Origin of the sequence: Halomicrococcus pelagicus (assembly GCF_051917725.1) — an archaeon.
GTDB lineage: Archaea > Halobacteriota > Halobacteria > Halobacteriales > Haladaptataceae > Halomicrococcus.
On record NZ_JBQBLX010000001.1, the window covers coordinates 272,625 to 292,681 of the forward strand.

At 66.8% G+C, this 20,057-nt stretch carries 26 protein-coding genes; 13 read left to right on the forward strand and 13 right to left on the reverse strand.

Annotated features, from left to right (window positions below):
* The first annotated feature begins 63 nt into the window (after nt 1–63).
* The 4 genes from glpK to ACTF4R_RS01470 all read left to right on the forward strand — a co-directional run bounded on the left by glpK (nt 64) and on the right by ACTF4R_RS01470 (nt 3,789).
* A complete protein-coding gene (gene glpK, locus ACTF4R_RS01455) occupies nt 64–1,608 on the forward strand; it encodes a glycerol kinase GlpK (protein ID WP_440005679.1) in 1,545 nt (514 codons plus the stop codon).
* On the forward strand, nt 1,608–2,732 hold the full coding sequence (locus ACTF4R_RS01460; RefSeq protein WP_440005681.1) for a DUF7973 family transport facilitator: 1,125 nt from the start codon (nt 1,608–1,610) through the stop codon (nt 2,730–2,732). The genes glpK and ACTF4R_RS01460 overlap by 1 nt, the downstream gene beginning before the upstream one ends.
* Nucleotides 2,733–2,827: 95 nt before the next feature.
* Nucleotides 2,828–3,415 carry a cupredoxin domain-containing protein gene (locus tag ACTF4R_RS01465; RefSeq protein ID WP_440005682.1) on the forward strand — a complete coding sequence of 196 codons (588 nt, stop codon included), beginning with the start codon at nt 2,828–2,830 and terminating at the stop codon, nt 3,413–3,415.
* A 65-nt stretch (nt 3,416–3,480) separates the two neighbouring features.
* A complete protein-coding gene (locus ACTF4R_RS01470; protein ID WP_440005684.1) occupies nt 3,481–3,789 on the forward strand; it encodes a hypothetical protein in 309 nt (102 codons plus the stop codon).
* 169 nt (nt 3,790–3,958) lie between these two features.
* Here ACTF4R_RS01470 and ACTF4R_RS01475 read toward each other — a convergent pair whose 3' ends face one another.
* The 3 genes from ACTF4R_RS01475 to ACTF4R_RS01485 form a co-directional block, all read right to left on the reverse strand.
* Nucleotides 3,959–4,093: a hypothetical protein gene (locus tag ACTF4R_RS01475; protein WP_440005686.1), complete on the reverse strand. Its 135-nt coding sequence runs from the start codon at nt 4,091–4,093 to the stop codon at nt 3,959–3,961.
* A gap of 67 nt (nt 4,094–4,160) precedes the next feature.
* Complete coding sequence (locus ACTF4R_RS01480; RefSeq protein ID WP_113275471.1) at nt 4,161–4,358, reverse strand: DUF5800 family protein; 198 nt, start codon at nt 4,356–4,358, stop codon at nt 4,161–4,163.
* A 77-nt stretch (nt 4,359–4,435) separates the two neighbouring features.
* Nucleotides 4,436–5,320, reverse strand: coding sequence for a complex I NDUFA9 subunit family protein (locus ACTF4R_RS01485; RefSeq protein ID WP_440005687.1), 885 nt, complete (start codon nt 5,318–5,320; stop codon nt 4,436–4,438).
* 145 nt (nt 5,321–5,465) lie between these two features.
* Here ACTF4R_RS01485 and ACTF4R_RS01490 point away from each other — a divergent pair, with 145 nt between their 5' ends.
* On the forward strand, nt 5,466–5,729 hold the full coding sequence (locus tag ACTF4R_RS01490; RefSeq protein WP_440005689.1) for a hypothetical protein: 264 nt from the start codon (nt 5,466–5,468) through the stop codon (nt 5,727–5,729).
* 121 nt (nt 5,730–5,850) lie between these two features.
* On the forward strand, nt 5,851–7,464 hold the full coding sequence (locus tag ACTF4R_RS01495) for an SLC13 family permease (RefSeq protein WP_440005691.1): 1,614 nt from the start codon (nt 5,851–5,853) through the stop codon (nt 7,462–7,464).
* 94 nt (nt 7,465–7,558) lie between these two features.
* Here the strand turns inward: ACTF4R_RS01495 and ACTF4R_RS01500 are convergent, their stop codons facing one another.
* Nucleotides 7,559–7,954 carry an Ig-like domain-containing protein gene (locus ACTF4R_RS01500; protein WP_440005693.1) on the reverse strand — a complete coding sequence of 132 codons (396 nt, stop codon included), beginning with the start codon at nt 7,952–7,954 and terminating at the stop codon, nt 7,559–7,561.
* 264 nt (nt 7,955–8,218) lie between these two features.
* On the opposite strand from ACTF4R_RS01500, the gene ACTF4R_RS01505 reads away from it, so the two are divergent.
* Entirely contained in the window at nt 8,219–8,776 is a 558-nt protein-coding gene (locus tag ACTF4R_RS01505; RefSeq protein WP_440005695.1) for an NUDIX hydrolase, read from the forward strand.
* A 1-nt stretch (nt 8,777) separates the two neighbouring features.
* Here the strand turns inward: ACTF4R_RS01505 and ACTF4R_RS01510 are convergent, their stop codons facing one another.
* Nucleotides 8,778–9,605: an acyl-CoA synthetase family protein gene (locus ACTF4R_RS01510; protein ID WP_440005697.1), complete on the reverse strand. Its 828-nt coding sequence runs from the start codon at nt 9,603–9,605 to the stop codon at nt 8,778–8,780.
* Nucleotides 9,606–9,760: 155 nt separating this feature from the next.
* On the opposite strand from ACTF4R_RS01510, the gene ACTF4R_RS01515 reads away from it, so the two are divergent.
* Entirely contained in the window at nt 9,761–10,228 is a 468-nt protein-coding gene (locus ACTF4R_RS01515; RefSeq protein WP_440005699.1) for an FKBP-type peptidyl-prolyl cis-trans isomerase, read from the forward strand.
* 45 nt (nt 10,229–10,273) lie between these two features.
* Here ACTF4R_RS01515 and ACTF4R_RS01520 read toward each other — a convergent pair whose 3' ends face one another.
* The 6 genes from ACTF4R_RS01520 to ACTF4R_RS01545 form a co-directional block, all read right to left on the reverse strand.
* Nucleotides 10,274–11,782 (reverse strand): sulfite oxidase, encoded by a 1,509-nt coding sequence (locus ACTF4R_RS01520; RefSeq protein ID WP_440005701.1) that lies wholly within the window; start codon nt 11,780–11,782, stop codon nt 10,274–10,276.
* 185 nt (nt 11,783–11,967) lie between these two features.
* A complete protein-coding gene (locus ACTF4R_RS01525) occupies nt 11,968–12,525 on the reverse strand; it encodes a plastocyanin/azurin family copper-binding protein (protein ID WP_440005703.1) in 558 nt (185 codons plus the stop codon).
* An 84-nt stretch (nt 12,526–12,609) separates the two neighbouring features.
* Complete coding sequence (locus ACTF4R_RS01530) at nt 12,610–13,101, reverse strand: TspO/MBR family protein (RefSeq protein WP_440005705.1); 492 nt, start codon at nt 13,099–13,101, stop codon at nt 12,610–12,612.
* 63 nt (nt 13,102–13,164) lie between these two features.
* Nucleotides 13,165–13,650 (reverse strand): DUF309 domain-containing protein, encoded by a 486-nt coding sequence (locus ACTF4R_RS01535; RefSeq protein WP_440005707.1) that lies wholly within the window; start codon nt 13,648–13,650, stop codon nt 13,165–13,167.
* Nucleotides 13,651–13,741: 91 nt separating this feature from the next.
* Nucleotides 13,742–14,059, reverse strand: a complete 318-nt coding sequence (locus tag ACTF4R_RS01540) for a DUF7116 family protein (RefSeq protein WP_440005709.1) — start codon at nt 14,057–14,059, stop codon at nt 13,742–13,744.
* A gap of 167 nt (nt 14,060–14,226) precedes the next feature.
* Nucleotides 14,227–14,466, reverse strand: coding sequence for a DUF5816 domain-containing protein (locus tag ACTF4R_RS01545; protein ID WP_113275478.1), 240 nt, complete (start codon nt 14,464–14,466; stop codon nt 14,227–14,229).
* A 204-nt stretch (nt 14,467–14,670) separates the two neighbouring features.
* Here ACTF4R_RS01545 and ACTF4R_RS01550 point away from each other — a divergent pair, with 204 nt between their 5' ends.
* Nucleotides 14,671–15,033, forward strand: coding sequence for a DUF7344 domain-containing protein (locus ACTF4R_RS01550; RefSeq protein ID WP_440005711.1), 363 nt, complete (start codon nt 14,671–14,673; stop codon nt 15,031–15,033).
* A gap of 20 nt (nt 15,034–15,053) precedes the next feature.
* Here the strand turns inward: ACTF4R_RS01550 and ACTF4R_RS01555 are convergent, their stop codons facing one another.
* Together ACTF4R_RS01555 and ACTF4R_RS01560 are read right to left on the reverse strand one after the other, a co-directional pair.
* Complete coding sequence (locus tag ACTF4R_RS01555) at nt 15,054–15,644, reverse strand: DNA-3-methyladenine glycosylase family protein (RefSeq protein ID WP_440005713.1); 591 nt, start codon at nt 15,642–15,644, stop codon at nt 15,054–15,056.
* A gap of 53 nt (nt 15,645–15,697) precedes the next feature.
* Complete coding sequence (locus tag ACTF4R_RS01560; RefSeq protein WP_440005714.1) at nt 15,698–17,038, reverse strand: ATP-grasp domain-containing protein; 1,341 nt, start codon at nt 17,036–17,038, stop codon at nt 15,698–15,700.
* Nucleotides 17,039–17,175: 137 nt separating this feature from the next.
* On the opposite strand from ACTF4R_RS01560, the gene ACTF4R_RS01565 reads away from it, so the two are divergent.
* From ACTF4R_RS01565 to ACTF4R_RS01580, 4 genes are all read left to right on the forward strand, one after another.
* The gene (locus tag ACTF4R_RS01565; RefSeq protein WP_440005716.1) at nt 17,176–18,264 is read left to right on the forward strand and encodes a succinylglutamate desuccinylase/aspartoacylase family protein; all 1,089 of its coding nucleotides are present in this window, start codon (nt 17,176–17,178) and stop codon (nt 18,262–18,264) included.
* A gap of 179 nt (nt 18,265–18,443) precedes the next feature.
* Nucleotides 18,444–18,836, forward strand: a complete 393-nt coding sequence (gene sdhC / locus ACTF4R_RS01570; RefSeq protein WP_440005718.1) for a succinate dehydrogenase, cytochrome b556 subunit — start codon at nt 18,444–18,446, stop codon at nt 18,834–18,836.
* A gap of 1 nt (nt 18,837) precedes the next feature.
* Nucleotides 18,838–19,206: a succinate dehydrogenase hydrophobic membrane anchor subunit gene (locus tag ACTF4R_RS01575; protein ID WP_440005720.1), complete on the forward strand. Its 369-nt coding sequence runs from the start codon at nt 18,838–18,840 to the stop codon at nt 19,204–19,206.
* Nucleotides 19,203–20,054: a succinate dehydrogenase/fumarate reductase iron-sulfur subunit gene (locus ACTF4R_RS01580; protein WP_433623853.1), complete on the forward strand. Its 852-nt coding sequence runs from the start codon at nt 19,203–19,205 to the stop codon at nt 20,052–20,054. The genes ACTF4R_RS01575 and ACTF4R_RS01580 overlap by 4 nt, the downstream gene beginning before the upstream one ends.
* The last annotated feature ends 3 nt before the right edge of the window (nt 20,055–20,057 follow it).

Consider the following 20,057-nt stretch of genomic DNA (forward strand, 5'->3'; position numbering starts at 1 on the left):
CAACTGCATTCGTGTACGACGGCAACTAAACCGAGGATAACTTTCAAAATCAATTCACAAACGATGTCAACTCAGAACACATACGTCGGCGCCATCGACCAGGGAACGACCGGAACGCGGTTCATGGTCTTCGACCACGAGGGGACCGTCGTCACGGACGCCTACGAGACGCACGAACAGTACTACCCCGAACCCGGCTGGGTCGAACACGACCCCCTCGAAATCTGGGCGAACACCAAGACGGTCATCCAGTCGGCGCTCGCCGACGCGGACATCGAGGCCGACCAGCTCGCCGCCATCGGCGTGACGAACCAGCGCGAGACGACGCTGCTGTGGGACCGCGACACCGGCAAACCGGTCCACAACGCCATCGTCTGGCAGGACCGCCGGACGACCGACCGCGTCGAACGACTGGAAGCGGAGGACAAGGCCGAGACCATCCGAGCGAAGACCGGGCTCCAGCCGGACGCCTACTTCTCGGCCACCAAGGCCGAGTGGCTCCTCGAGAACGCCGACCCCATCAAGACCCAGCGCGCCCGGCCGGCGGACCTCCGGGAGCGCGCCGGGGACGGCGAAATCATGTTCGGCACCATCGACTCGTGGCTCATCTACAACCTCACCGGCGAGCACGTCACCGACGTGACGAACGCGAGTCGGACGATGCTGTTCGACATCCACGAGATGGACTGGGACGCCGACCTGCTCGACGAGTTCGGCGTCCCCGAGGCCTGCCTCCCCGAGGTCCGACCGTCCAGCGACGACGACTACTACGGAACCACGGACCCCGAGGGGTTCCTCGGAGCCGACGTGCCGGTCGCCGGCGCGCTCGGCGACCAGCAGGCGGCGCTGTTCGGCCAGACCTGCTTCGACGCGGGCGACGCCAAGAACACCTACGGCACGGGAAGCTTCTTCCTGCAGAACACGGGCAACGAGGCCGTCGACAGCGACCACGGCCTGCTGACGACGGTCGGCTTCCAGCGGTCCGGCGAACCGGTCCAGTACGCGCTCGAGGGCTCCATCTTCGTCACCGGCGCGGCCATCGAGTGGCTCGAAGACATGACGCTCATCGAGGACGCCGCCGAGACCGAACAGCTGGCCCGCGAGGCCGACTCGACGGACGGCGTCTACGTCGTCCCGGCGTTCACGGGACTGGGCGCACCCCACTGGGACCAGCGCGCCCGCGGCACCATCGTCGGGATGACCCGCGGCACCAGGCGCGAGCACATCGTCCGCGCCACCCTCGAATCAATCGCCTACCAGACCCGCGACGTGGCCGAGGCGATGGAGGCCGACAGCGGCATCGAGGTGGAGAGCCTGAAGGTCGACGGCGGCGCGGTGAAGAACAACTTCCTGTGTCAGCTACAGGCGGACATCATCGGCACGGACATCGTCCGGCCGGAGGTCGACGAAACGACCGCGCTGGGGTCGGCGTACGCCGCCGGTCTCGCGGTCGGCTACTGGGACGACCCCGACGAACTCCGGAGCAACTGGCGCGTCGACCGCGAGTTCGAACCCGAGATGGACGACGCCGAGGCCGACCGGATGTACGACCGGTGGAGCGACGCGGTCGAACGCTCCCGCGACTGGGCACGCGACAGTGATAACTGATGGCCTGGAGTGACCTCTGGGCGCTGGAGATGCTCCTCGCGGCGTTCGCCGGCGGCGCGTTCGGTGCCGCGCTCGGTGCGCTTCCAGCGTTCATCTTCACCGGATTCCTGGTCGTCGCGGGTGAGGCCGCCAACGTCGTCGGCAAGGCGGTCGCCGGGACCAGCGCGGGCACGGCGAGCGAACTCGCCGCGGTCGGCATCACGGGGTCCATCGCGTTCGGACCGCCGTTCTCCCCGGCTATCAGCTTCGGTGGCGGCGCGGCCGCGGCCGCCTACGCCTCGAAGAAGGGCTACATGGAGTCGGGCTTCGACTACCACAACGCGAAGGACATCGCGTTCGCGCTCGGGACGAAGCCGGACGTGCTCGCGGTCGGCGGCGCGTTCGGTATCCTCGGCTACTGGTTCACCGTCGCGTCCTCGACCCCCGGCATGCCGTACGACCCCATCGCCATGGGCGTCGTGCTCTCCGCGTTCGCACACCGCCTGGCGTTCGGCTACGACCTGATCGGCGACACCAGCACCGGCCTCCTCAACATGAAGCCGTTCGAGAAGGGCACCCGTCGCGTCATCGGCGAGACCGCGACGGCCGAGGACGGCGGGAACGACCCCGCGGCGGACGGCGGCACCGCGGAGGGTCGGTTCGTCGTCGAACCGTGGCTGCCCCACCAGTACGAGTGGGCCAACGTGGCGACCATCGGCCTGGTGGTCGGCATTCTCGCCGCGTTCATCGCCTACAAGACCGGGAGCCCGTTCCTCGCGTTCGGTATCAGTGCCGCGAGCCTCCTCTTCCTCAACTGCGGCGTCGAGAACATCCCGGTCACGCACCACATCAGCCTCCCTGCCAGCACCGCGGCGCTGGCGCTCGCGCCCGCCGGGGTGGCCGTCTCGCAGGTGCCGCCCGGAGAGGTCGCGGCCGCGGTTCCGCTGCTGCCCGCGCTCGCCGTCGGCGGCGTCTTCGGCGTCGTCAGCGCACTGGCGGGAGAAGTCGTCCAGCGGGTGTTCTACGCGCACGCCGACACCCACCTCGACCCGCCCGCGGCCGCCATCGTCGTCGGCACCTTCCTCGTCGCGGTGCTGGCGGCGGTCGGCGTGTTCCCCCAGGCCGTCTGGGTGCCGGTCCCCTGAACTGACTCGCTTTCCTTTTCGACGCTGCGCTCGTCGGTCCGTGAACGACCCTGTGGATACTTGACCCTCTCCGCCGTGGGGAACGTGGGGGTACGATGCAAGCAACGGAACCCGGGAACGGCGGGACCGGTCTCACTCGGCGGTCGTTTCTCGAGACCAGCGCGCTCGGGGCACTGGCGGCCGCGGGCGCGAGCACGTCGGCGAACGCGCAGGCCGAGACGTACCGGTTCGGCGGCGAGGTGGTCGCGTGGCACGGTCGCGAGCCGTCGTCGATAGCGAACACCGACAATCCGACGCTCCAGTTAGAGCCCGGACAGCAGTACCGGGTCGTCTGGGAGAACCTCGACGGCCAGCCGCACAACTTCACCATCAGGGACGACCAGGGCAACGAACTGGAGAGCACCGAGACGACGAGCGAGGAGGGAGCGACGCTGTCGCTGACGTTCACCGCCACGCCGGAGATGAGCGACTACATCTGTACCGTCCACCCGACGACGATGATCGGGGACATACAGATGCCGGGCGGCGGCGGCGGTGGGGACGGGGACGGCGGCGGAAACGGGATACCGACGGACGCGTACTTCTTCGCCGGCGCGGTCCTGCTGGCGTTCGTCTCGCCGCTCCTGTTCGCTATCGTCCTCCTGTTCGTCGGGACGGGCGACCGGGGACCGCCTGGCGAGTAGCCCTCTATATCGGAACGTATCGTTCCCGAGGAACGTTTTAGGGGGACCGTTCCCAGCCTCCAGTCGTGCTCGACAGTCTCCAGCGCGAAGTCGACCTGCTCGCACGCGCCCTCCGGACCCTCTCGTACATTAGCGAGAACGAACCGGTCGGCATCAGGCGCACCGCTGGCGCGACCGACTACGAACACCACGAGATTCGCATCGCTTTCCGTCTCCTCGAAGAGGAGGGACTCGTCGAGGCGACGGAGCGGGGCGCGGTGACGACGGACGCGGCGGCGGCGTTCCTCGGCGACTTCGACGACGACGTCGACGCCGTCGTCGCGTCGCTCGACGAACTCCCGTTTCCGGAGCGCGAACCGATGCACGCCGTCTGACCGGAAACGCCGACGTTCCGCATCTCGCCCGCACGGTCGGCACGCGCTCGTTGCTCGCCGGCGGTCGTCCGGCAGCCGCGACGCTCGCGCTCGTCGGTGGTCGACGCGACGCCCTGTCCGGGTCGCACGGGAGCGCACCGCCGCCTACAGTGCGGGCCGTTCGGCCGCCCTACAACAGCAGGAACAGCAGGTACGGCACGCCGAACAGCAGCGCGGTCATGACGGCCAGTATCAGCAGGTACGACCCGACGGTGCTGGCCGCGGTCAGCCACGTGGGGTGGTCGAAGTCTGCAGGGAGATTCATACGGAGACTTCGAGTACCCGACACCTAAACGCTACCGGACGCGGGCGACGGCGTTGCGACGTCCCCGTCAGCGCACGATGTCGCCGATGCGCCGCGGTTCGCCGCCGAGGTTCGGCTCCTCCTCGACCATCTGTAGCACCTCGTGGTCGGTCACGTCGAAGTAGGACTTCTGGGTCGCTTCCTCGACGAGGTCCTTCGAGAGCCGGAACTCCGTCCCCTGGTAGACTACGTCGACTCCGTCGTCGTCGAACGAGAGCGTTGTCATGTCACCGAGTTAGGCGCGGGCAGGTAAAAACGTACAGAAGTCGATGACGGTAGTTCGGGTCCTCGTGCCGACGGACCTCAGTCGACGCCGAGGTAGTCGCCGAGCGTCCGAAGTCCCGCCGGGTCGCGGCCGAAGACCGACGCGTCCCCGTCCGCAGTGGTGTTGTCGAACTGCAGCGAGCGATACTGGTCGGGGCCCATCGGGAATCCGGGCACCGCGCCCATCACCGTCAGCCCGAGCCGCGCGAGGACCATCGGAACCGGCAGGACGACGAGCGACTTCCCCTCGGCGCGGTAGATTCGCTTCGCCACCTCCGCGAGGGTGAGCACCTCGGGACCGCCTATCTCGTACGTCTCGCCGCCGTGACCGTCCTCGACGGCCGCGCTGGCCAGCATCGGCGCGAGGTCGCCGACCCAGACCGGCTGAAATCGAGTTCTCCCGCCGCCGGGCAGTCCCGTCACGTACGGCGTCGTCAGCTTCTTCGTGAACGCGACGAACTCGCCGCCGTCGCCGAACACGACCGATGGCCGGAAGACCGTCCAGTCGAGCGACGACGCGCGGACGACTTCCTCGGCCGCGCCCTTGGCCCGGATGTACGCCGTCGCGCCGTCCGGGTCCGCGCCGAGCGCGCTCATCTGGACGAGTCGGGGGACGCCGTGGTCCTCGGCGGCCGCGACGACGTTCTCCGTCCCGCCGAGGTGGACGGCCTCGTGGCTCGTGCCGCGCGGCGGCTGGAACAGCGGCGACAGCGCGACGAGGTTGACGACGGCGTCGCGGTCCGCGAACGCTCCCGCGATGGATTCGTACTCGGTCACGTCGCCCGATACCGTCTCGACACCGGCGGGCAGGTCCGCCTCGTCGGGCGAGCGCGAGAGCGCGGCCACCTCGTGGCCGCGGTCGTGGAGTTCCCGCGCGAGCGCCGTGCCGACGAACCCGCTACCGCCGACGAGTAAGACTCTCATGGCAGACAGTTGGCCCCGGAGGGTCTTTGCGTCACCCCGTGGCGTTCGTGACGCACCGTGTCGTGCCGGTTCGCTGAGTGGCTCCTCGGTTCGGCAGCCTACGTTTCCCGACATTTATGCCCGGCGGGTACCTAGTCGCTTCCGGATGGCGCGCTCCGAAGACGCGGAGGAATCGACGGTCGCCGACGTCGCGGACCTCTCTCCGCTCGCCTGGCGACTGCTCAGGGTCGCCGCGGGGTACGAACAGCGCGCCATAGAGCGCGAACTGGACGACCTGATGCAGGCGCACGTGTCGATGCTGGAGAACGGGACCCGGGCGCTCTCGGCGTCCCGCCGTCGGGAACTCTTCGACCTCTACGCCGCGGAACTCGACGCCGACCAGATTCGGTCCATCGCGGACAACTTCTGAAACGCTGTACCGTCGCCATAGCGACTCGGACGCCGACCGACCGAGTCTCCGACTGGTGAGATGGTCTCACACGGCAACCGAAAATATTAATCGTTACATCCCGGTAATCGCCGGTGTATCAATGATACAATTCAGACCGTCGAGTCCACGCGGACGAATCGTGACGTTCGTGGTCGCGCTCCTCGGAACGGCCGTCCTCGCGTTCGGGCCGAACCCCGAGGGCCTCTCGCTCCGGGGACAGTACGCGCTCGCGACGATGTTCTTCGCCGGGTCGCTCTGGGTGACCGGGGCCTTCCCGCTCGCCGTGACGGCGCTCTCGATACCCGTCCTGCTCACCACCTTCGGGGTGTACCCGGACCTGGACGCGGCCCTCGTGGGGTTCGCCGACCACCTCATCTTCCTCTTCGTCGCCGGGTTCATGCTGGCGAACGCGCTCCAGAAGTACGACATCGACCGCCGCATCGCGCTGTGGATACTGTCCGTGATGGGCACCTCGCCTCGCCGCCTCGTCCTCTCGGTCATGGTGGCCACCGCCTTCCTCTCGATGTGGGTGTCAAACACTGCGACGACGGCCATGATGACGCCCATCGCCGTGGGCGTACTCGCACAGGTCGTCGGTCAGGAGGGCGTCGTCGAGGCCGCCACGAACGTCGACGACGTCGACTCGGAGGTCACCACGGACGGCGGCATCGCCGCGGACGACGGCTTCCGGAACATCCAGGTCGCGATGCTGCTGGGGACGGCCTACGCCGCGAGCGTCGGCGGCGTCGGGACGCTCATCGGGACGCCGCCGAACGCGGTGCTGGCGTCGCAGTTGAACGAGATGCTCGGCTACGAGGTCGGGTTCGCCCAGTGGATGCTCATCGGCCTCCCCATCGTCGTCATCACCCTTCCCATCATCTGGTACGTGCTCACGTACTGGCTCTACCCGCCGGAGATCGACGACGTGAGCGACGCACGCGATGAAGCCAAGCAGTATCTCGCGGAGGAGGGGAACCTCGGCCCGCGCGGTCGTCGCGTCGCCGTCATCTTCACCGCGACCGCGCTGCTGTGGGTGGTCGGCGGACTGGACGATTTCGTCGCCCCGGCGCTCCCCGACGCGTGGGCGGTCACGCTGTTCGGTGGCGACGGGCCGAGCGTCATGGGCGTCGAGGGCCATCAGGGAGTCCTCTACTACGTGATGGTCGGTCTCGCGTCTATTCCGGCGCTCGTGCTCGCGGACACGATGGAGTGGGACGAACTCGTCGACATCGACTGGGGGACGATCCTCCTGTTCGGTGGCGGTATCGCGCTGGCCGACGCGCTCGACGCGACGGGCGCGACGAAGTGGATCGCCGACTCCGTCTTCGGGTCGCTGACCGGCGCACCCATCGTCCTCGTGGTGGCCGTCGTCGTCCTGCTCGTCATCTTCCTGACCGAGATGACCTCGAACACGGCGACGGCGACCATCATCGCGCCGCTCCTCATCAGCATCGGGAGCGTCTTCGCCGCCACGCTCGGTCTCACCGACGTCGCCGCGGCCGTCTTCCTCTCCGTCTCCGGGACCATCGCGGCGAGTTTCGCGTTCGCGCTTCCGGTCGCGACGCCCCCCAACGCCATCGTCTTCGGTAGCGGCTACCTCAAACAGAGCCAGATGATGCGCGCCGGCGTCCTCCTGAACCTGCTCATGACCGCCATCCTCACAGGTCTCATCTGGCTGCTGTTCCGGTTCGTCTGGCCGCAGGTGCTCTGGTAGGCCGACGGAACCGGGACGCGAACACGGCGCAGGGAGTGGACCCGACGAACTCGCCGGGGACCGCGACCGTCGGGAGAACGGCTCGCCGACCCGGCTAGTCGTGGCAGGTCGAGGTGATGCGGATGCCCTCGTCGCCGGCCTCGATGTGGATGTCGTCGCGCCGGCAGTCGCCCATCTGCCACTTCGCCGTTTGCCACATGTCGTCGCTCACTCCGGCGCTCACCTGGTAGGTGCCCGCTTCGAAGAGTCCCTTCCGTCGCGCGACGTCGCCCGGCAGGAGCGTGAACTCCTCGTTGTACTCGGACTCGGAGTCGGCGCCGTCGACGTTCACGTCCACCGTCCGTTGCTCCTCGAAGTAACTCCGGACCACGAGTCCGACCGGTCGGGAGCGTTTCTCTCCGCCGTCGACTGGAACGAGCTCTGCGAGGCAGCCGCCGAGACCGGCGACGCTGGCGACACCGAGAACTTCGACGAATCGACGGCGGTCCATGTCACGGTGACGTTTGGCACATCTACGACATAAAGCTTCCTTCGGGCCGACGATACGTAACGACCGTGACATCCGGAGTCGGTGAATCGGCTTCGCCGACCGACGGCTCGTGAGCGTCTAGAAGCGACGGAGACGCGAGCTATCACCTGAGCTTCGACGACCGAAGGCTTATTTCGCGCGCTGGGTTATCTGGAGGTATGACCTCCGTCTCTCCGCGTTCCGGGCCTCGCTCGCTGCGACAGTCGACATCCCGTCGGCCGGACGATGACGCTTGACGATCTCTGGTTTCTCGCAACCAGGGCAGAGCAGCGCGCCGAACAGGCGTACCACCGCTTGACGGACACGTACTCGCAGTTTCTGGAGTTCTCGCGCACCTACGACGTGTCGCGCCGACGGTTTCGGACGCTCGCGCGCCGGGTCGACGACACCGGCGCACCGTACGGGGCGCACACGGTCGTCTACCAGCCCTCCGGTGAACTCCTGCTCGTCTGGCACGAGGGCGTCGACATGTGGGTCCTCCCCGGCGGCGGCGTCCACGACGACGAGTCCTACCGCGAAGCGGCCGAGCGGGAACTCCACGAGGAAGCCGGTCTCGAAGCCGAGTACGAGGGACTGGCCATCGCGACGCGGATTTCCATCGAGTGCGGCGAGTACTCGACGTGGGGCGTCCTGCCGACGTTCCAGGCCCGCGCCGAGACGACGGCGCCGACCGTCGACGACCCCGAGGGCGAGATAACGGACGCGAAGTGGTTCCGGGAACTGCCGGAGAACACCCGCGACCGCGACCAGTTGCGGACGTGGCGGGAACGGACGCTTCGCTGACTCACTCCTCGCCGTGCGTGACGCCCTCGCGCGCGTCGGCGTTCATCCGGCGGAGCGCCGCCCGGGCGTTGCCCGACTCGTAGCCGAAGAGCACGTTCTCGGCGTAGGCGTCGGCCACCTCCGCCGCGTGGATGAGGTCGTCGACGTCGATGTCCACGGCGTACAGTTCGACGCTGAAGGGCGTATCGAGGACGTCTTCGAACCCGCTGGCGATGACCTCGAGCCAGTAGGTCGTCGAGTAGGCCATGTCGTACAGCGGGACGACGAACTCGTCGACGTGTTCGGCGAGCGCGTCCAGGTCCAGCCCGGCGCGCTCGTAGAGGTGGCCGGGGTAGGGGTCGGGGTAGAGCGTGAAGTAGGTCGTTCCGGGGATGCGGTCGGTCGCCTCGGCGACGAACTCGGTGACGACGTTCGCGCGCCACTCCATCCGGTCGTCGTACTCGCTGTCGGCGAACCGCTCGTTGCACGTCTCGCAGTGACAGTACTCCGCCCGCGGGAACCCCACGTCGTCCAGGCGCACGTCGGGGTTCGCCGCGGCGCAGTCCTCGACCATCTCCAGCAGCCCCTCCCGGTAGGCGTCCCGCGTCGGACAGACGTACCCCCAGTCGAAGTACGGCTGGTCGCGCGTCGCGCGCTCGCCGTCCTCGCTCACCGGGACGAGCGAGGGGTCCCGCTCGGCCGCCGCGCTGTCGCCGAAACAGGAGACCATGTTCACGCCCGTCTCGACCGGTTCCGTCGCCCGCCCGGTCACGTCCTTGACCTCGTAGAACCCCAGGTCGAACTCCGCCCACTCGAGTTCCTCCGGGTTCCGCGTCACCACGCCGTACATGTCGCTTCGGGTTTGGCGTCCCGGCCGGTAAGCCGTTTCGGACTCGTAGAGGAGTCCGGTCGAACCAGTCCGAGCGCGGTGGCGGCATCGTTTCACCGGACGTCGGCCCGTTCCTCGGCGGAGCACTGAATATCCCGCCCGTCGTCGAAGCGTGCATGGTCGAAGCGGGCCGCGTCGCGGTGGTCCACTACACGGGGCGACTCTCGAACGGCGACGTGTTCGACACGACGGACGTGGACGTGGCGCTCGACTCGGGCGTCTACCACGACCACCGCGACTACAAACCACTGGAGTTCCGGGTCGGGGAAGACAAGGTCATCGCCGGACTCGACGAGGCCGTCCGGTCGATGGACGTCGGGGAGGAACGCACCGTCGAACTCGACCCCGGGGACGCGTTCGGCGAGTACAGCGAGGAGCGAGTCGTCGAGATGCCCCGGGACGAACTGGAGGAGCGGAGCGACGCCACCGCCGAGGAGGGCGACCTCGTCCGTAGCGACACCGGTGAGACCGGCTGGATCGTCGACGTCGGCGAGGAGAACGTGACGGTGGACTTCAACCACGAACTCGCGGGCGAAGCGGTCGAACTGGAAATCCGCGTGCTGGAGGCCCACGGCGGGGAGTAATCACCATTCGAATGCCGGCGATGCAGTCGCGGCGCGACCGGCGGGTCAGCTTCCGCCGGTGGTCGTGGTCGTCGTCCCTTCCTCCGTCGTGGTCGTCGTCTCTCCTTCCGTCGTGGTCGTCGTCTCTCCTTCCGTCGTGGTCGTCTCCTCCTCCGTCGTGGTCGTCTCCGTGCCCCCCTCGCTCTGGACCGTCACGGTCACGCCCAGCGGTTCGTACGCGGTCGCAGCGTAGCCGTCGACGTTCCAGGGGTACTTGTCGTCCGTGATGGCCTGGAGGCCCTCCTCCGGACTGGAGATGGTCGCCGGCTGCGTTCGGTCCTGCTCGTCGGTCGCCCGCGCGTAGAGGGTGTGCTCGCCCTGGTCCGGGTCCGACCAGACGTAACGGAACTGCCGCCAGGCGTACGGACCGAGCTGCGGGCCGAAGAACTCCGCCTCGTTCCACGACTCGCCGCCGTCGGTCGACACCTCGACGGTCTGGACGGCGTCGTCGCCCGCCCACGCGACGCCGACGACCTCTATCTGGCCGCCGGGACCGGGGGAGACGGTCTCGTCCCCGCTCGGATAGCCGATGATGGACTTGACCATCTGGTCGTAGAGGTACGGCTGGCCGATCTCCTCGACGCCCATCTGCTCCTGGGTGTCGAAGACGTCGATAGAGCGGTTCTGCTGTAGCTCCTCGTCCTCCGGGATGATGCGGTAGGAGTACTGCTGCCAGTGGGTGTACAGTTGCTGGTCGCCCTCCTCCCACTGGTCGCCGAACACCATCATCTCCATGACGTGCATCCTGTCGACCCACTTCACGTTGTTGTTGCCGAACCACCCCGGCACGAGCAGGCGCACCGGGAAGCCGTGGTCGCTGTTCATGGGTCGGCCGTTCATCTCGTAGGCCAGCAGGCAGTCCTCCATCACCTTCTCCATCGGTATCGAGCGCGTGAAGATGTCCTCGCCGTCGGGCGCGTCGCCGCCCATCACGGAGAGCCACATCCCCGAATCCGTGTTCGCGCCGTACGCCTCCAGTATCTCGCCGACCGGCGTCCCCGTCCAGACCGTGTTGCCGACCGCGCCGAACGTCCACTGGTTGCCGCCCACCTGCGGTTCGAAGTACGACCGCCCGTTGCCCGAGCACTGCATCGTGTGCGTGACCGTCTCCGTCGAGTAGTCGTTCCGTATCTCGTCCATCGACAGTTCGACTTCCTCGTCGACCATCCCCGTCAGGGAGACGGTCCACTCGCTCGCGTCGATGTCCGGCGTCGGATAGTGGTTGCGGATGTAATGTTCGGTTCGCGGCGTGACGAAGCTTCGGTAGGTGCTCTTGCTCGCCGCTTCCGCGTTCTCGGGCTCCGGTGACAGGATTCGCAGTCCCGGATACTGCTCTTCGAGGCTGACCTCCCCCTGCTGTCCGTCCCCCTGGGTCGTCTGCGTCGTGGTCTGTCCCGCTGCGTTCCCGGCCAGCACGCCGACGCCGGCCAGCGACCCGGCCGCCATCATGTACTTTCGCCGACTCAGGTAGCGCTCTCTCCCCCTCGCGTCAGTGTCGTTTTCCTCCCCCGGCATACCCGCCAATCGTCGGCGTATTTCCTGATAAAACTACGTCTGCGGTCAGGTTCCGACGGGAATTAATCGAAGCTCGAAGCGCCGAAAATCGTACGAGACCCCTCGCCGACCGGTCCGAGACGTAGCGGTCGTCCGGTCCGGAGCGACTTCCGTTCGCCGTCCGGAGCCCCGTCGCCAGCGTCGTTCTACTCGGAGACGACGACCGTCCCGATCATCCCCTGGTCGGCGTGCGGTTCGCAGACGTAGACGTACTCGCCCGGAACCGTGAACGTGTGCTCGAACGTCGTCCCGACCTCGTTGATGCTGTAGTGTGCGTCGCCCTCGTAGGAGCCGAACGGCTCCGCGTCCTCCGGGATCGATATCTTCTCGGACGCCCCCGGCTTCGTCGTCACGTTGTGTCCCGCGCTCTCGAACGTCCAGCGCACCGTGTCCCCGACCGATATCTCGACGGTCTCCGGGACGAACCGGAGTCGACCCTCGGGTCCGACCGCTACCTCGGTGACCTGCCCGTCCGCGGCCGTTCCGGTCGTCTCCTCCTCGGTCGTCGTTTCGCCTTCCTCTCCAGTCGTCGTCTCGCCCGTTCCTTCGGTCGTCGTCTCTCCCACTTCGTCGGTCGTCTCCGCTTCCGTGAACGGTCGTTCGGTCGTCTCCTCGCCCGGTGACCTCACGGGACCGGGACAGCCGGCGAGCGACCCCGCGGCTCCCACTATCGTCGCGTACGTCAAGAACTGTCGCCTGTTCATCTCCCCCACCTGCGCCGCCGTTCATCGTCTTCGGGCAAAAGCGCTCCGCCGGGGTTCGCCCCGGTTCGGACCGAAGGAAAATGGTCAGTTCAGCTGCCAGATTTCGTAGTTGAGCACCGTCGCGAACGCCACCCACACGAGGTACGGCACCAGCAGCAGCGCCGCCCGGCGGTCGACGCGCGCGAACAGCGCTATCGTCGCGACGATGGCGGCGAGCAGCGCGACGATGACCGCCAGTCCGCCCGCCGGCCACTGCATGCCGAAGAACACGAGCGTCCAGGAGGCGTTCAGCGCGAGTTGCACCGCGAACGCTCCGAGCGCCAGTCGGTCCCGCTCGCCTCGCCAGACGAGATACAGTGCGACGCCCATCAGGAGGTACAGCGTCGTCCACACCGGCCCGAACACCCAGTTGGGCGGCGTGAACGCCGGTTGCTGGACCGTCGTGTACCACCCCGAAACGTCGTCAGCGGTGAGGAAGGCGGGCACGATACCCGCGAGCTCGCAGACGACGATAGCCGCGAGCAGGCCGGGCAGGTCGTCGCGCGAGAAATCGGAACGGCCGGCGATGGTACTCATGGCCGTACGTACGCGCTCCCCTCCTGTAGTTCTGTGGCCGACCGAGTTGGGTCCCGGCCGAAACTACTCCAGCGACTCCGCATACGCGACGTCCACCTCGGTCGCCGTCGGGCGCTCGCCGTCTAACGCTATCTGCCACCCGTGCAGGACGGTCGGGTCGTCCAGTGCGTTCGTGAGCTTCGTCCGCACGTCCAGCACGTCGACCCCGTAGTAGTCGTTCGGGACGCCGTGGAGATACTGCAACGCGGTCCGGAACAGCGACCGCATCCCGCCGTCGTCCTCGAAGTCGAAGTGCTTGTACGCGCCGGCCGCGACCTGGACCATCCCGTGGAGGAACTTCGATTCGGGGCGGCCGCTGCCGTAGTTGTACCACTCGTCCTCGAAGCAGTCGTGGCTCTCGTGGAACTCGCCGGCGTTGTAGAGGCGCACGCCGTGCACCGTCGCCTGCCGGAGGGTGTCGTGCTCCCAGCGACCCTCACCGGGGAGCCAGCCGGCCGGATTGCCCGAAATCGGCGGCCCGACGCTCGGGTCGCGCGTGTGGTCGTCCATACCCCTTCGTACGGACTGCGTACCCCTGTCGTTTTCCCCGCCTCGCCGCGACGGGGGAGCGAAAGAGGGCGACCGTGGGGGTCGTCGGGAGTCAGACCGCGATGGAGGCCGGTGGTGCGCGCGTTACCTTGTAGTCACCACTTTCGCGGACGCCGATGACCGCCCACTCGTACTCCGGATTCAGTTCCCGTACCCGTTCGCGGAGTCGCGCGGCGTGTTCTTCCCACGTCACGAAACACCGGAGGTCGCCTCGCTCCGGCGCGTCGGAACCGTCGGTGAGCGCCGTCACGTGCACTTCTCGCCACTTCCGTTTGGCCCGGAACTCGTCGCCGTCTTCGAGCACTTCGTACCCGAGATCGTTGAATATCGACTTGGCCTCCTCGACCGGTGGCGTGTTAACAGGGGCCATTCGTTCGACGATACCACACGCCGCATAATAAATGTTCTTGCACGCTTGGGCGTGCAACGAGCTACTCCGAAGAACGGGTCAGCGTCGACCGGCGTAGCGATACTCGCGGGGCGGCACGGACCGGCGGAACGTCCGGACCAGCCTCGACGTCGTCGACTCCTCCTCGGTCACTCGTGGGCGGCGTCCCACTCCGTCGCCTTCCGGAGGTTCTCACACCGGTTGCATTTGATTCGCCCCATCGTATCCATCGCCGTGTCGAGCGTCTCGCAGTGGCCACAGTAGTAGCCGTACCGGCGCTCGCGCTCCGGAGAGCGATAGACGACGAAGAAGGGACCTTTCGAACCGCGCTCGCCGTCCTGCCGGCTGACGTACAGCGTCTCGCCGTCCGGCGTCGTCGTTTCCTCCATCGCCGCCGACTTGTCGCTCCATCGGTTTAGGGCTACTGGAGGTCGCTTCACGCCGACTTCCCGCGTCGGCGTTCCGGCTCACTTCGCCACTAAAACGCTCCGGCACGTATCGTACTCGCTCGTCTCCCGTCGGCTCTGCTCCGAAATCGGATACCTAATTACTTAGGCGCGGCCCTTTTTGTGCTTACTGCCTAGCGTAGCACTATGAGTTCTGATTCGCCAGGGAAGCCGGATTTCGGTCCGGAAGACGGCGACGAAGTGAGCAGTCCTGACCTCGACACAGTCATGGAACTGCTCGCAGACCGCCGTCGGCGATACGTGCTGTACTACCTGCAGGAGGAGGGGTCGGCAGACGTCGCCGAACTCGCGGAACAGCTCGCTCGATGGGAAGGCGAACGTTCCGAGAAGCACCGACAGCGAATCACCACGGAGCTGTACCACAAACATCTCCCGAAGATGGGCGAACAGGGCGTCATCGAGGTCGGCGACGAGGTCCAGTTCGTCGACCTCACGCCGCCGTTCGAGGAGTACCTCGACCTCGCCGCCAGGCAGGAACGACCGCTGTAACGCCGTCCGTTCTCGCCACCTCAGTCGGACTCGTACTCCGCCCAGATGTATCGCGTCGCCCAGCTCCGGTACGGCCGCCACGCCTCGGCGATGTCGCGCATCTCCGACCGGGAGAGGTCTCCACCGTCGGCGTAGAGTCGTTCGATGCCGCGCCGGACCGCCAGGTCGCCGAGCGGGAGCACGTCCGGTCGCTCCAGCACGAAGATGAGGTACATCCGGGCGGTCCACTCGCCGATTCCCTTGATGTCGGTGAGCTGGTCTATCACCTCCTCGTCCGAGCGTTCGGCCAGCCCCTCCCGGGTGAGGTCGTTCTCGCGGAACGCTCGCGCGGCGTTCCGGACGTACTCGACTTTCGTGCGCGAGAGCCCGGCGTCCCGGAGTGCGTCGGCCTCGGCCTCCAGGACGGTCGCCGGGTTCACTTCCTGGTCGAGCACCGCGAACACCCGCTCTTTGACCGCGGCAGCGCTGGCCGTCGATAGCTGCTGGTTGATTATCGAGACCACGAGTCGCTCGTACTCGGTCCACTCCGGTTCCGTGTAGGGGTCGTGTTCGTCGAGCAGTTCGGCCATCACGGGGTCGTCCCGCAGCGTCGCTTCGATGTCCTCGTCCATGCGTAGCTGGTAGGATGCCGGGTAAGCGTTCGCGCGGAAAAAAGGCGTCGTCCCTACTCTTCGAGTTCGTTCTCCTCGTCGCGGTCCACGCGCCGCCGCACGTCGACCTGGTAGTTCTCCAGAATGTCCCGGCCCAGGAGGACGGGGTAGTCCATGTGGCCCCGGTCCTCGATGCTGGCCGTGACCGTGTGGCGATTGCCGCCGACGCCGATGACCACGTCGACGACCGGCCGGGACTTGCTCGACTTCCGGCTACCCGACTTCACCCTGGTCATGCTCTTTATCGGTCCCGCGCCGATTTCCGCAGCGAGTTTCGTGTCGATGCTCGACCGGGTCGCGCCGGTGTCCGCCTTGGCCGTGACGGTCTCGGAGCCGCTGGTACCGGAGACGAGCACCTGCTCCGTGTAGCCGATGACCAGCGGTTCGCCGGACTCGGGACTCCTGCTGACGGGTTTGCAGTCCGGCACCGAGTCGTCGAGCGTCGCCGCGAGTTCCTCGACGCGCTCGCGGTCGACGGTGCCGCCGGCCTCTTCGATGGCGAGCTGGGCGATGTAGGGGGCGGCGCTCCGGCCGGTCGCCTCGTACAGGCCCTTGAACCCCGCCGTCGGATTGACTTCGAGGACGTACCAGCCGTCGTGACCCTCGATGAGGTCGACCCCGGCGTAGTCGAGTCCGATGACCTCCGCGGAGCGACGGGCGATCTCCGGGACGTTCTCAGGCAGGTTTTCGGACATGTCCTCGACGTCGCCGCCGAGCGCGACGTTGGTCCGCCAGTCGTTTTCGGGCGCGTACCGGTTCATCGCGCCGACGATCCGGTCGCCGACCACGTACACACGCAGGTCGCGGTGACGTTCGTTGTCGCGCTCGATGAGTTCCTGGAGGAACGCCTGGCGCTGGCCCACCTGGGGGTTGACCATCTCGTCCGGACCGACCTTCCAGGTGCCGCCGCCGTGAGTGCCGATGGCGGTCTTGTACACCGCCTCCTCGCCGAACGCGCCACGGCCGTCGTTGAGCCGACCGTCGTCCAGCGCCAGCAGGGCGTCCGGAACCCTGATGCCGGCGTCCGAGAGCGCCGTCGCGGTCGAGAACTTGTGGATAGCCGTCATCACCGAGCAGGGCCTGTTGAGAATCGGGCAGATGGAGTCGTAGACGTTCGCCAGTCCGAGCGCCTCGGAGGGCTGTTCGGTGTTCGAGAGCAACAGCCGGTTCGCGACGATGTCGACCTCCGGTTCGCGGACTATCTCGTCGTCCGCGATGTGAACCGCCGTGTTCTCCTGGCGGAGCCACTCGGGCTCGTGTCCGAGGTCCTCGACGGCGTTCAGGATCGCTTTCGTCTCTTTGCTGTTGTGAAGACTGAGCACCCCGACGCGTACGTTCGAGCCATCAACAACCATGTGAATCTACGTTTCGTCCGATACGACTTAAAACGTTCCCAGATTCTTTGAACCGAAAACGTCGGCGGCCAGAAATTTTTTGCCGGCCCTGCCCGGGTAGTGCCACCTTTTTGTACGCTGACTTCTCAATGAGGGACATGGCCGGGACCGAAGCGGCGGCGGAAGCGTTCACCTACAACGGCGGCATCGTCGAACCGGGTGAGACCCAGAACATCCGGTACGGCATCAGCGAGACCTATCTCGGCGACCCGGTGCGCATCCCCGTCACTATCGTCAACAGCGAACGGCCGGGACCGACGGTCTTCCTGTCGGCGGCCGCCCACGGCGACGAACTCAACGGTATCGAGGTCGTCCGCGAAGTGGCCCACGAGTGGAACCACGACGAACTGCGGGGCACCATCGTCTGTCTGCCCGTGCTGAACGTCCCCGGCTTCCTCGCCCAGCAGCGGTACCTGCCGATATACGACCGCGACCTGAACCGCTCGTTCCCCGGCCGCGAGGGGTCGACGAGCGCGAAACGGATGGCCGACCAGATATACCGCAACTTCATCGAACCGTGCGACTTCGGCATCGACTTCCACACGTCGACGCGCGGTCGGACCAACATGCTCCACGCCCGCGCGGACATGGACGACCCCGACGTCGCCAGACTCGCCAACGCCTTCGGGACGAACGTCATCATCTCCTCGTCCGGTTCCTCCGGGATGCTCCGGCGCGAGGCGTCGAAGGACGGCACGCCCGCCATCACCATCGAGATGGGCGAAGCACACCGCTTCCAGCGCGAGTTCATCGACCGGGCGCTGGAGGGCGTGATGAGCGTCTTCGCGGAGTACGACCTCCATCCCGACGACCCCGTGAAGTGGCCCGGCTGGCGGACCGTCATCGACGACGAGAAGGAGAAGACGTGGCTGCGCGCGGACGCCGGCGGCCTCGTCGAGATGCACTACGACCGCGGGTCGCTCGTCTACGAGGGGACGCCCATCTGCACCATCACGAACCCGTTCAAGACCGAGAACGACCCCGTGGAAGCGCCCTTCACCGGGCTACTCGTCGGCATCCTCGAGAACCCGGTCGTCTACCCGGGTAATCCGCTGTGTCACATCGTCGAACTGAACGCCGACACGCGGCGGGCGCTCAAGCGCGAGCGCTCGCGCCGCGAGTCGGAGGGCGACGCACAGCCCCCCGGCTATCTCGCGGGTCGAGAGAGCGAGAACGGCGGTCGGTAGCGCGACGGGACGTGCCGACCGACGCGGTCGTAGTCGAGCCCCGGTTCCACGCGCCCGAACGGTGCGTGTGCGCGAGGGACACGACTCCGGCGCCAGCGAATCACATTACCGCCGGGAGAACGCCGGAAAATCTCCTTACGTAACTTCTATTTGCCCCCGGTCCAGAGTTTCCGAGTGGCATGAGTCAAACGTACGACCGGGGCCTCGTCGAGGACTTCGGGCGCTGGCGGGAGTTCACCGCCGGCATGTGGGCCTGGGTTTTCCACAAGTTCACGGGGTGGGTGCTCATCGGCTACCTGTTCACGCACATCGCCGTCCTGAGCACGTCCACCACGGGAGCGGGAGCCTACAAGGCTACCCTCCAGGGCCTCGAGAGTCTCCTCATCGTTCGCATCGGCGAGGTCGGGCTGCTGGCCGTCGCCGTCTTTCACATTCTGAACGGCGTCCGGCTGTTGTTCGTCGACCTCGGCGTGGGTCTGGAAGCACAGGACAAGAGTTTCTACGCCTCGCTGGTCGTGACCGCGGTCATCGTCCTGGCGAGCGTGCCGACGTTCATGGAAGGGGTGCTCTGAGATGGCCGAACGCTACTCCTCCTTCGAGAGCGGGAGTCTGACGTGGTTGCTCCAGCGCGTGACGGCGGCGTTCCTCGTCGCCGTGCTGGCGTTCCACTTCTTCCTGCTCCACTTCGTCCACCACCCCTCCGAGATCACGTTCGCCGGAACGTCCGCGCGCATGAGCCAGTGGGGTTACTTCACCACGATGGTGCTGTTCCTCGTCACCGCGGCGTTCCACGGCGTCAACGGCGTCTACGCCGCACTGCTCAACCAGGGACTCACCGGGACGCAGAAGACCGTCGTCAAGTGGGTGCTGATAGTCGCCGGCGTCCTGCTGTCGGCGCAGGGAACCTACGTGGCGCTCGTAATGAACGGAATCATATCATGAGTATGCAAACGACCGAAGAAGACGAGGCAGAGACGCACTACCACCAGTCCGCGGACGACCGGCCGCACGACGAGAAGGTCCGCCAGCAGTCCGGGGCGCAGGAAGCGGTCGCGTCCGCCGAGCAGACGGTTCACCTGAAGGTGTTCCGCTACGACCCCGAGATAGAGGGGAAACACGAGCCGCGGTTCGACGACTTCCACGTCCCCTTCGAGAAGGGGATGACGGTCCTGGACGCGCTCATCTACGCCCGGGACCGGTTCGACACGACGCTGACCTTCCGGCACTCCTGCCGGCAGGCCATCTGCGGCAGCGACGCGCTGTTCATCAACGGCCGCCAGCGACTCGGCTGCAAGACCCAGATCGCGGATCTGGACGGCCCGGTTCGGATCGAACCGCTCCCCCACGCCGAGGTCGTCAAGGACCTGGTCGTCGACATGGAGCACTTCTACGACCAGATGCACGCCGTCGAGCCGTACTTCCAGACGGACGAGAAACCTACCGACGAACTGGAAGAGCAGCGCCAGAGCCGCGAGAATCGCGAGAAGGTCAAGATGTCGACGCGCTGCATCTGGTGTGGCGCGTGCATGTCCTCGTGTAACATCGCCGCCGGCGACAACGAGTATCTCGGCCCGGCCGCGCTCAACAAGGCCTACCGGTTCGCCATGGACGAACGCGAGGGCGAACGGCAGCACGAAAAGCGGCTCGAACACCTCGACCAGGAGCACGGCGTCTGGCGCTGTCAGACCCAGTTCTCCTGTACGAACGTCTGTCCGAAGGACATCCCGCTGACCGAGCACATCCAGGAACTCAAGCGCTCGGCGGTGAAGAACAACCTCAAGTTCTGGTAACCC

Bases quoted from the DNA above. Each gene is read 5' to 3' on its own strand.
- ACTF4R_RS01555 (WP_440005713.1), bottom strand. From the start codon at position 15,644: ATGGACGAGGACATCGAAGCGACGCTGCGGGACGACCCCGTGATGGCC.
- ACTF4R_RS01550 (WP_440005711.1), top strand. From the start codon at position 14,671: ATGAGTTCTGATTCGCCAGGGAAGCCGGATTTCGGTCCGGAAGACGGC.
- ACTF4R_RS01525 (WP_440005703.1), bottom strand. From the start codon at position 12,525: ATGAACAGGCGACAGTTCTTGACGTACGCGACGATAGTGGGAGCCGCG.
- ACTF4R_RS01515 (WP_440005699.1), top strand. From the start codon at position 9,761: ATGGTCGAAGCGGGCCGCGTCGCGGTGGTCCACTACACGGGGCGACTC.
- ACTF4R_RS01530 (WP_440005705.1), bottom strand. From the start codon at position 13,101: ATGAGTACCATCGCCGGCCGTTCCGATTTCTCGCGCGACGACCTGCCC.
- ACTF4R_RS01485 (WP_440005687.1), bottom strand. From the start codon at position 5,320: ATGAGAGTCTTACTCGTCGGCGGTAGCGGGTTCGTCGGCACGGCGCTC.
- ACTF4R_RS01560 (WP_440005714.1), bottom strand. From the start codon at position 17,038: ATGGTTGTTGATGGCTCGAACGTACGCGTCGGGGTGCTCAGTCTTCAC.
- ACTF4R_RS01490 (WP_440005689.1), top strand. From the start codon at position 5,466: ATGGCGCGCTCCGAAGACGCGGAGGAATCGACGGTCGCCGACGTCGCG.
- ACTF4R_RS01580 (WP_433623853.1), top strand. From the start codon at position 19,203: ATGAGTATGCAAACGACCGAAGAAGACGAGGCAGAGACGCACTACCAC.
- ACTF4R_RS01535 (WP_440005707.1), bottom strand. From the start codon at position 13,650: ATGGACGACCACACGCGCGACCCGAGCGTCGGGCCGCCGATTTCGGGC.
- ACTF4R_RS01475 (WP_440005686.1), bottom strand. From the start codon at position 4,093: ATGAATCTCCCTGCAGACTTCGACCACCCCACGTGGCTGACCGCGGCC.
- glpK (WP_440005679.1), top strand. From the start codon at position 64: ATGTCAACTCAGAACACATACGTCGGCGCCATCGACCAGGGAACGACC.
- ACTF4R_RS01500 (WP_440005693.1), bottom strand. From the start codon at position 7,954: ATGGACCGCCGTCGATTCGTCGAAGTTCTCGGTGTCGCCAGCGTCGCC.
- ACTF4R_RS01505 (WP_440005695.1), top strand. From the start codon at position 8,219: ATGACGCTTGACGATCTCTGGTTTCTCGCAACCAGGGCAGAGCAGCGC.
- ACTF4R_RS01465 (WP_440005682.1), top strand. From the start codon at position 2,828: ATGCAAGCAACGGAACCCGGGAACGGCGGGACCGGTCTCACTCGGCGG.
- ACTF4R_RS01545 (WP_113275478.1), bottom strand. From the start codon at position 14,466: ATGGAGGAAACGACGACGCCGGACGGCGAGACGCTGTACGTCAGCCGG.
- ACTF4R_RS01480 (WP_113275471.1), bottom strand. From the start codon at position 4,358: ATGACAACGCTCTCGTTCGACGACGACGGAGTCGACGTAGTCTACCAG.
- ACTF4R_RS01510 (WP_440005697.1), bottom strand. From the start codon at position 9,605: ATGTACGGCGTGGTGACGCGGAACCCGGAGGAACTCGAGTGGGCGGAG.
- ACTF4R_RS01520 (WP_440005701.1), bottom strand. From the start codon at position 11,782: ATGCCGGGGGAGGAAAACGACACTGACGCGAGGGGGAGAGAGCGCTAC.
- ACTF4R_RS01540 (WP_440005709.1), bottom strand. From the start codon at position 14,059: ATGGCCCCTGTTAACACGCCACCGGTCGAGGAGGCCAAGTCGATATTC.
- sdhC (WP_440005718.1), top strand. From the start codon at position 18,444: ATGAGTCAAACGTACGACCGGGGCCTCGTCGAGGACTTCGGGCGCTGG.
- ACTF4R_RS01565 (WP_440005716.1), top strand. From the start codon at position 17,176: ATGGCCGGGACCGAAGCGGCGGCGGAAGCGTTCACCTACAACGGCGGC.
- ACTF4R_RS01460 (WP_440005681.1), top strand. From the start codon at position 1,608: ATGGCCTGGAGTGACCTCTGGGCGCTGGAGATGCTCCTCGCGGCGTTC.
- ACTF4R_RS01575 (WP_440005720.1), top strand. From the start codon at position 18,838: ATGGCCGAACGCTACTCCTCCTTCGAGAGCGGGAGTCTGACGTGGTTG.
- ACTF4R_RS01495 (WP_440005691.1), top strand. From the start codon at position 5,851: ATGATACAATTCAGACCGTCGAGTCCACGCGGACGAATCGTGACGTTC.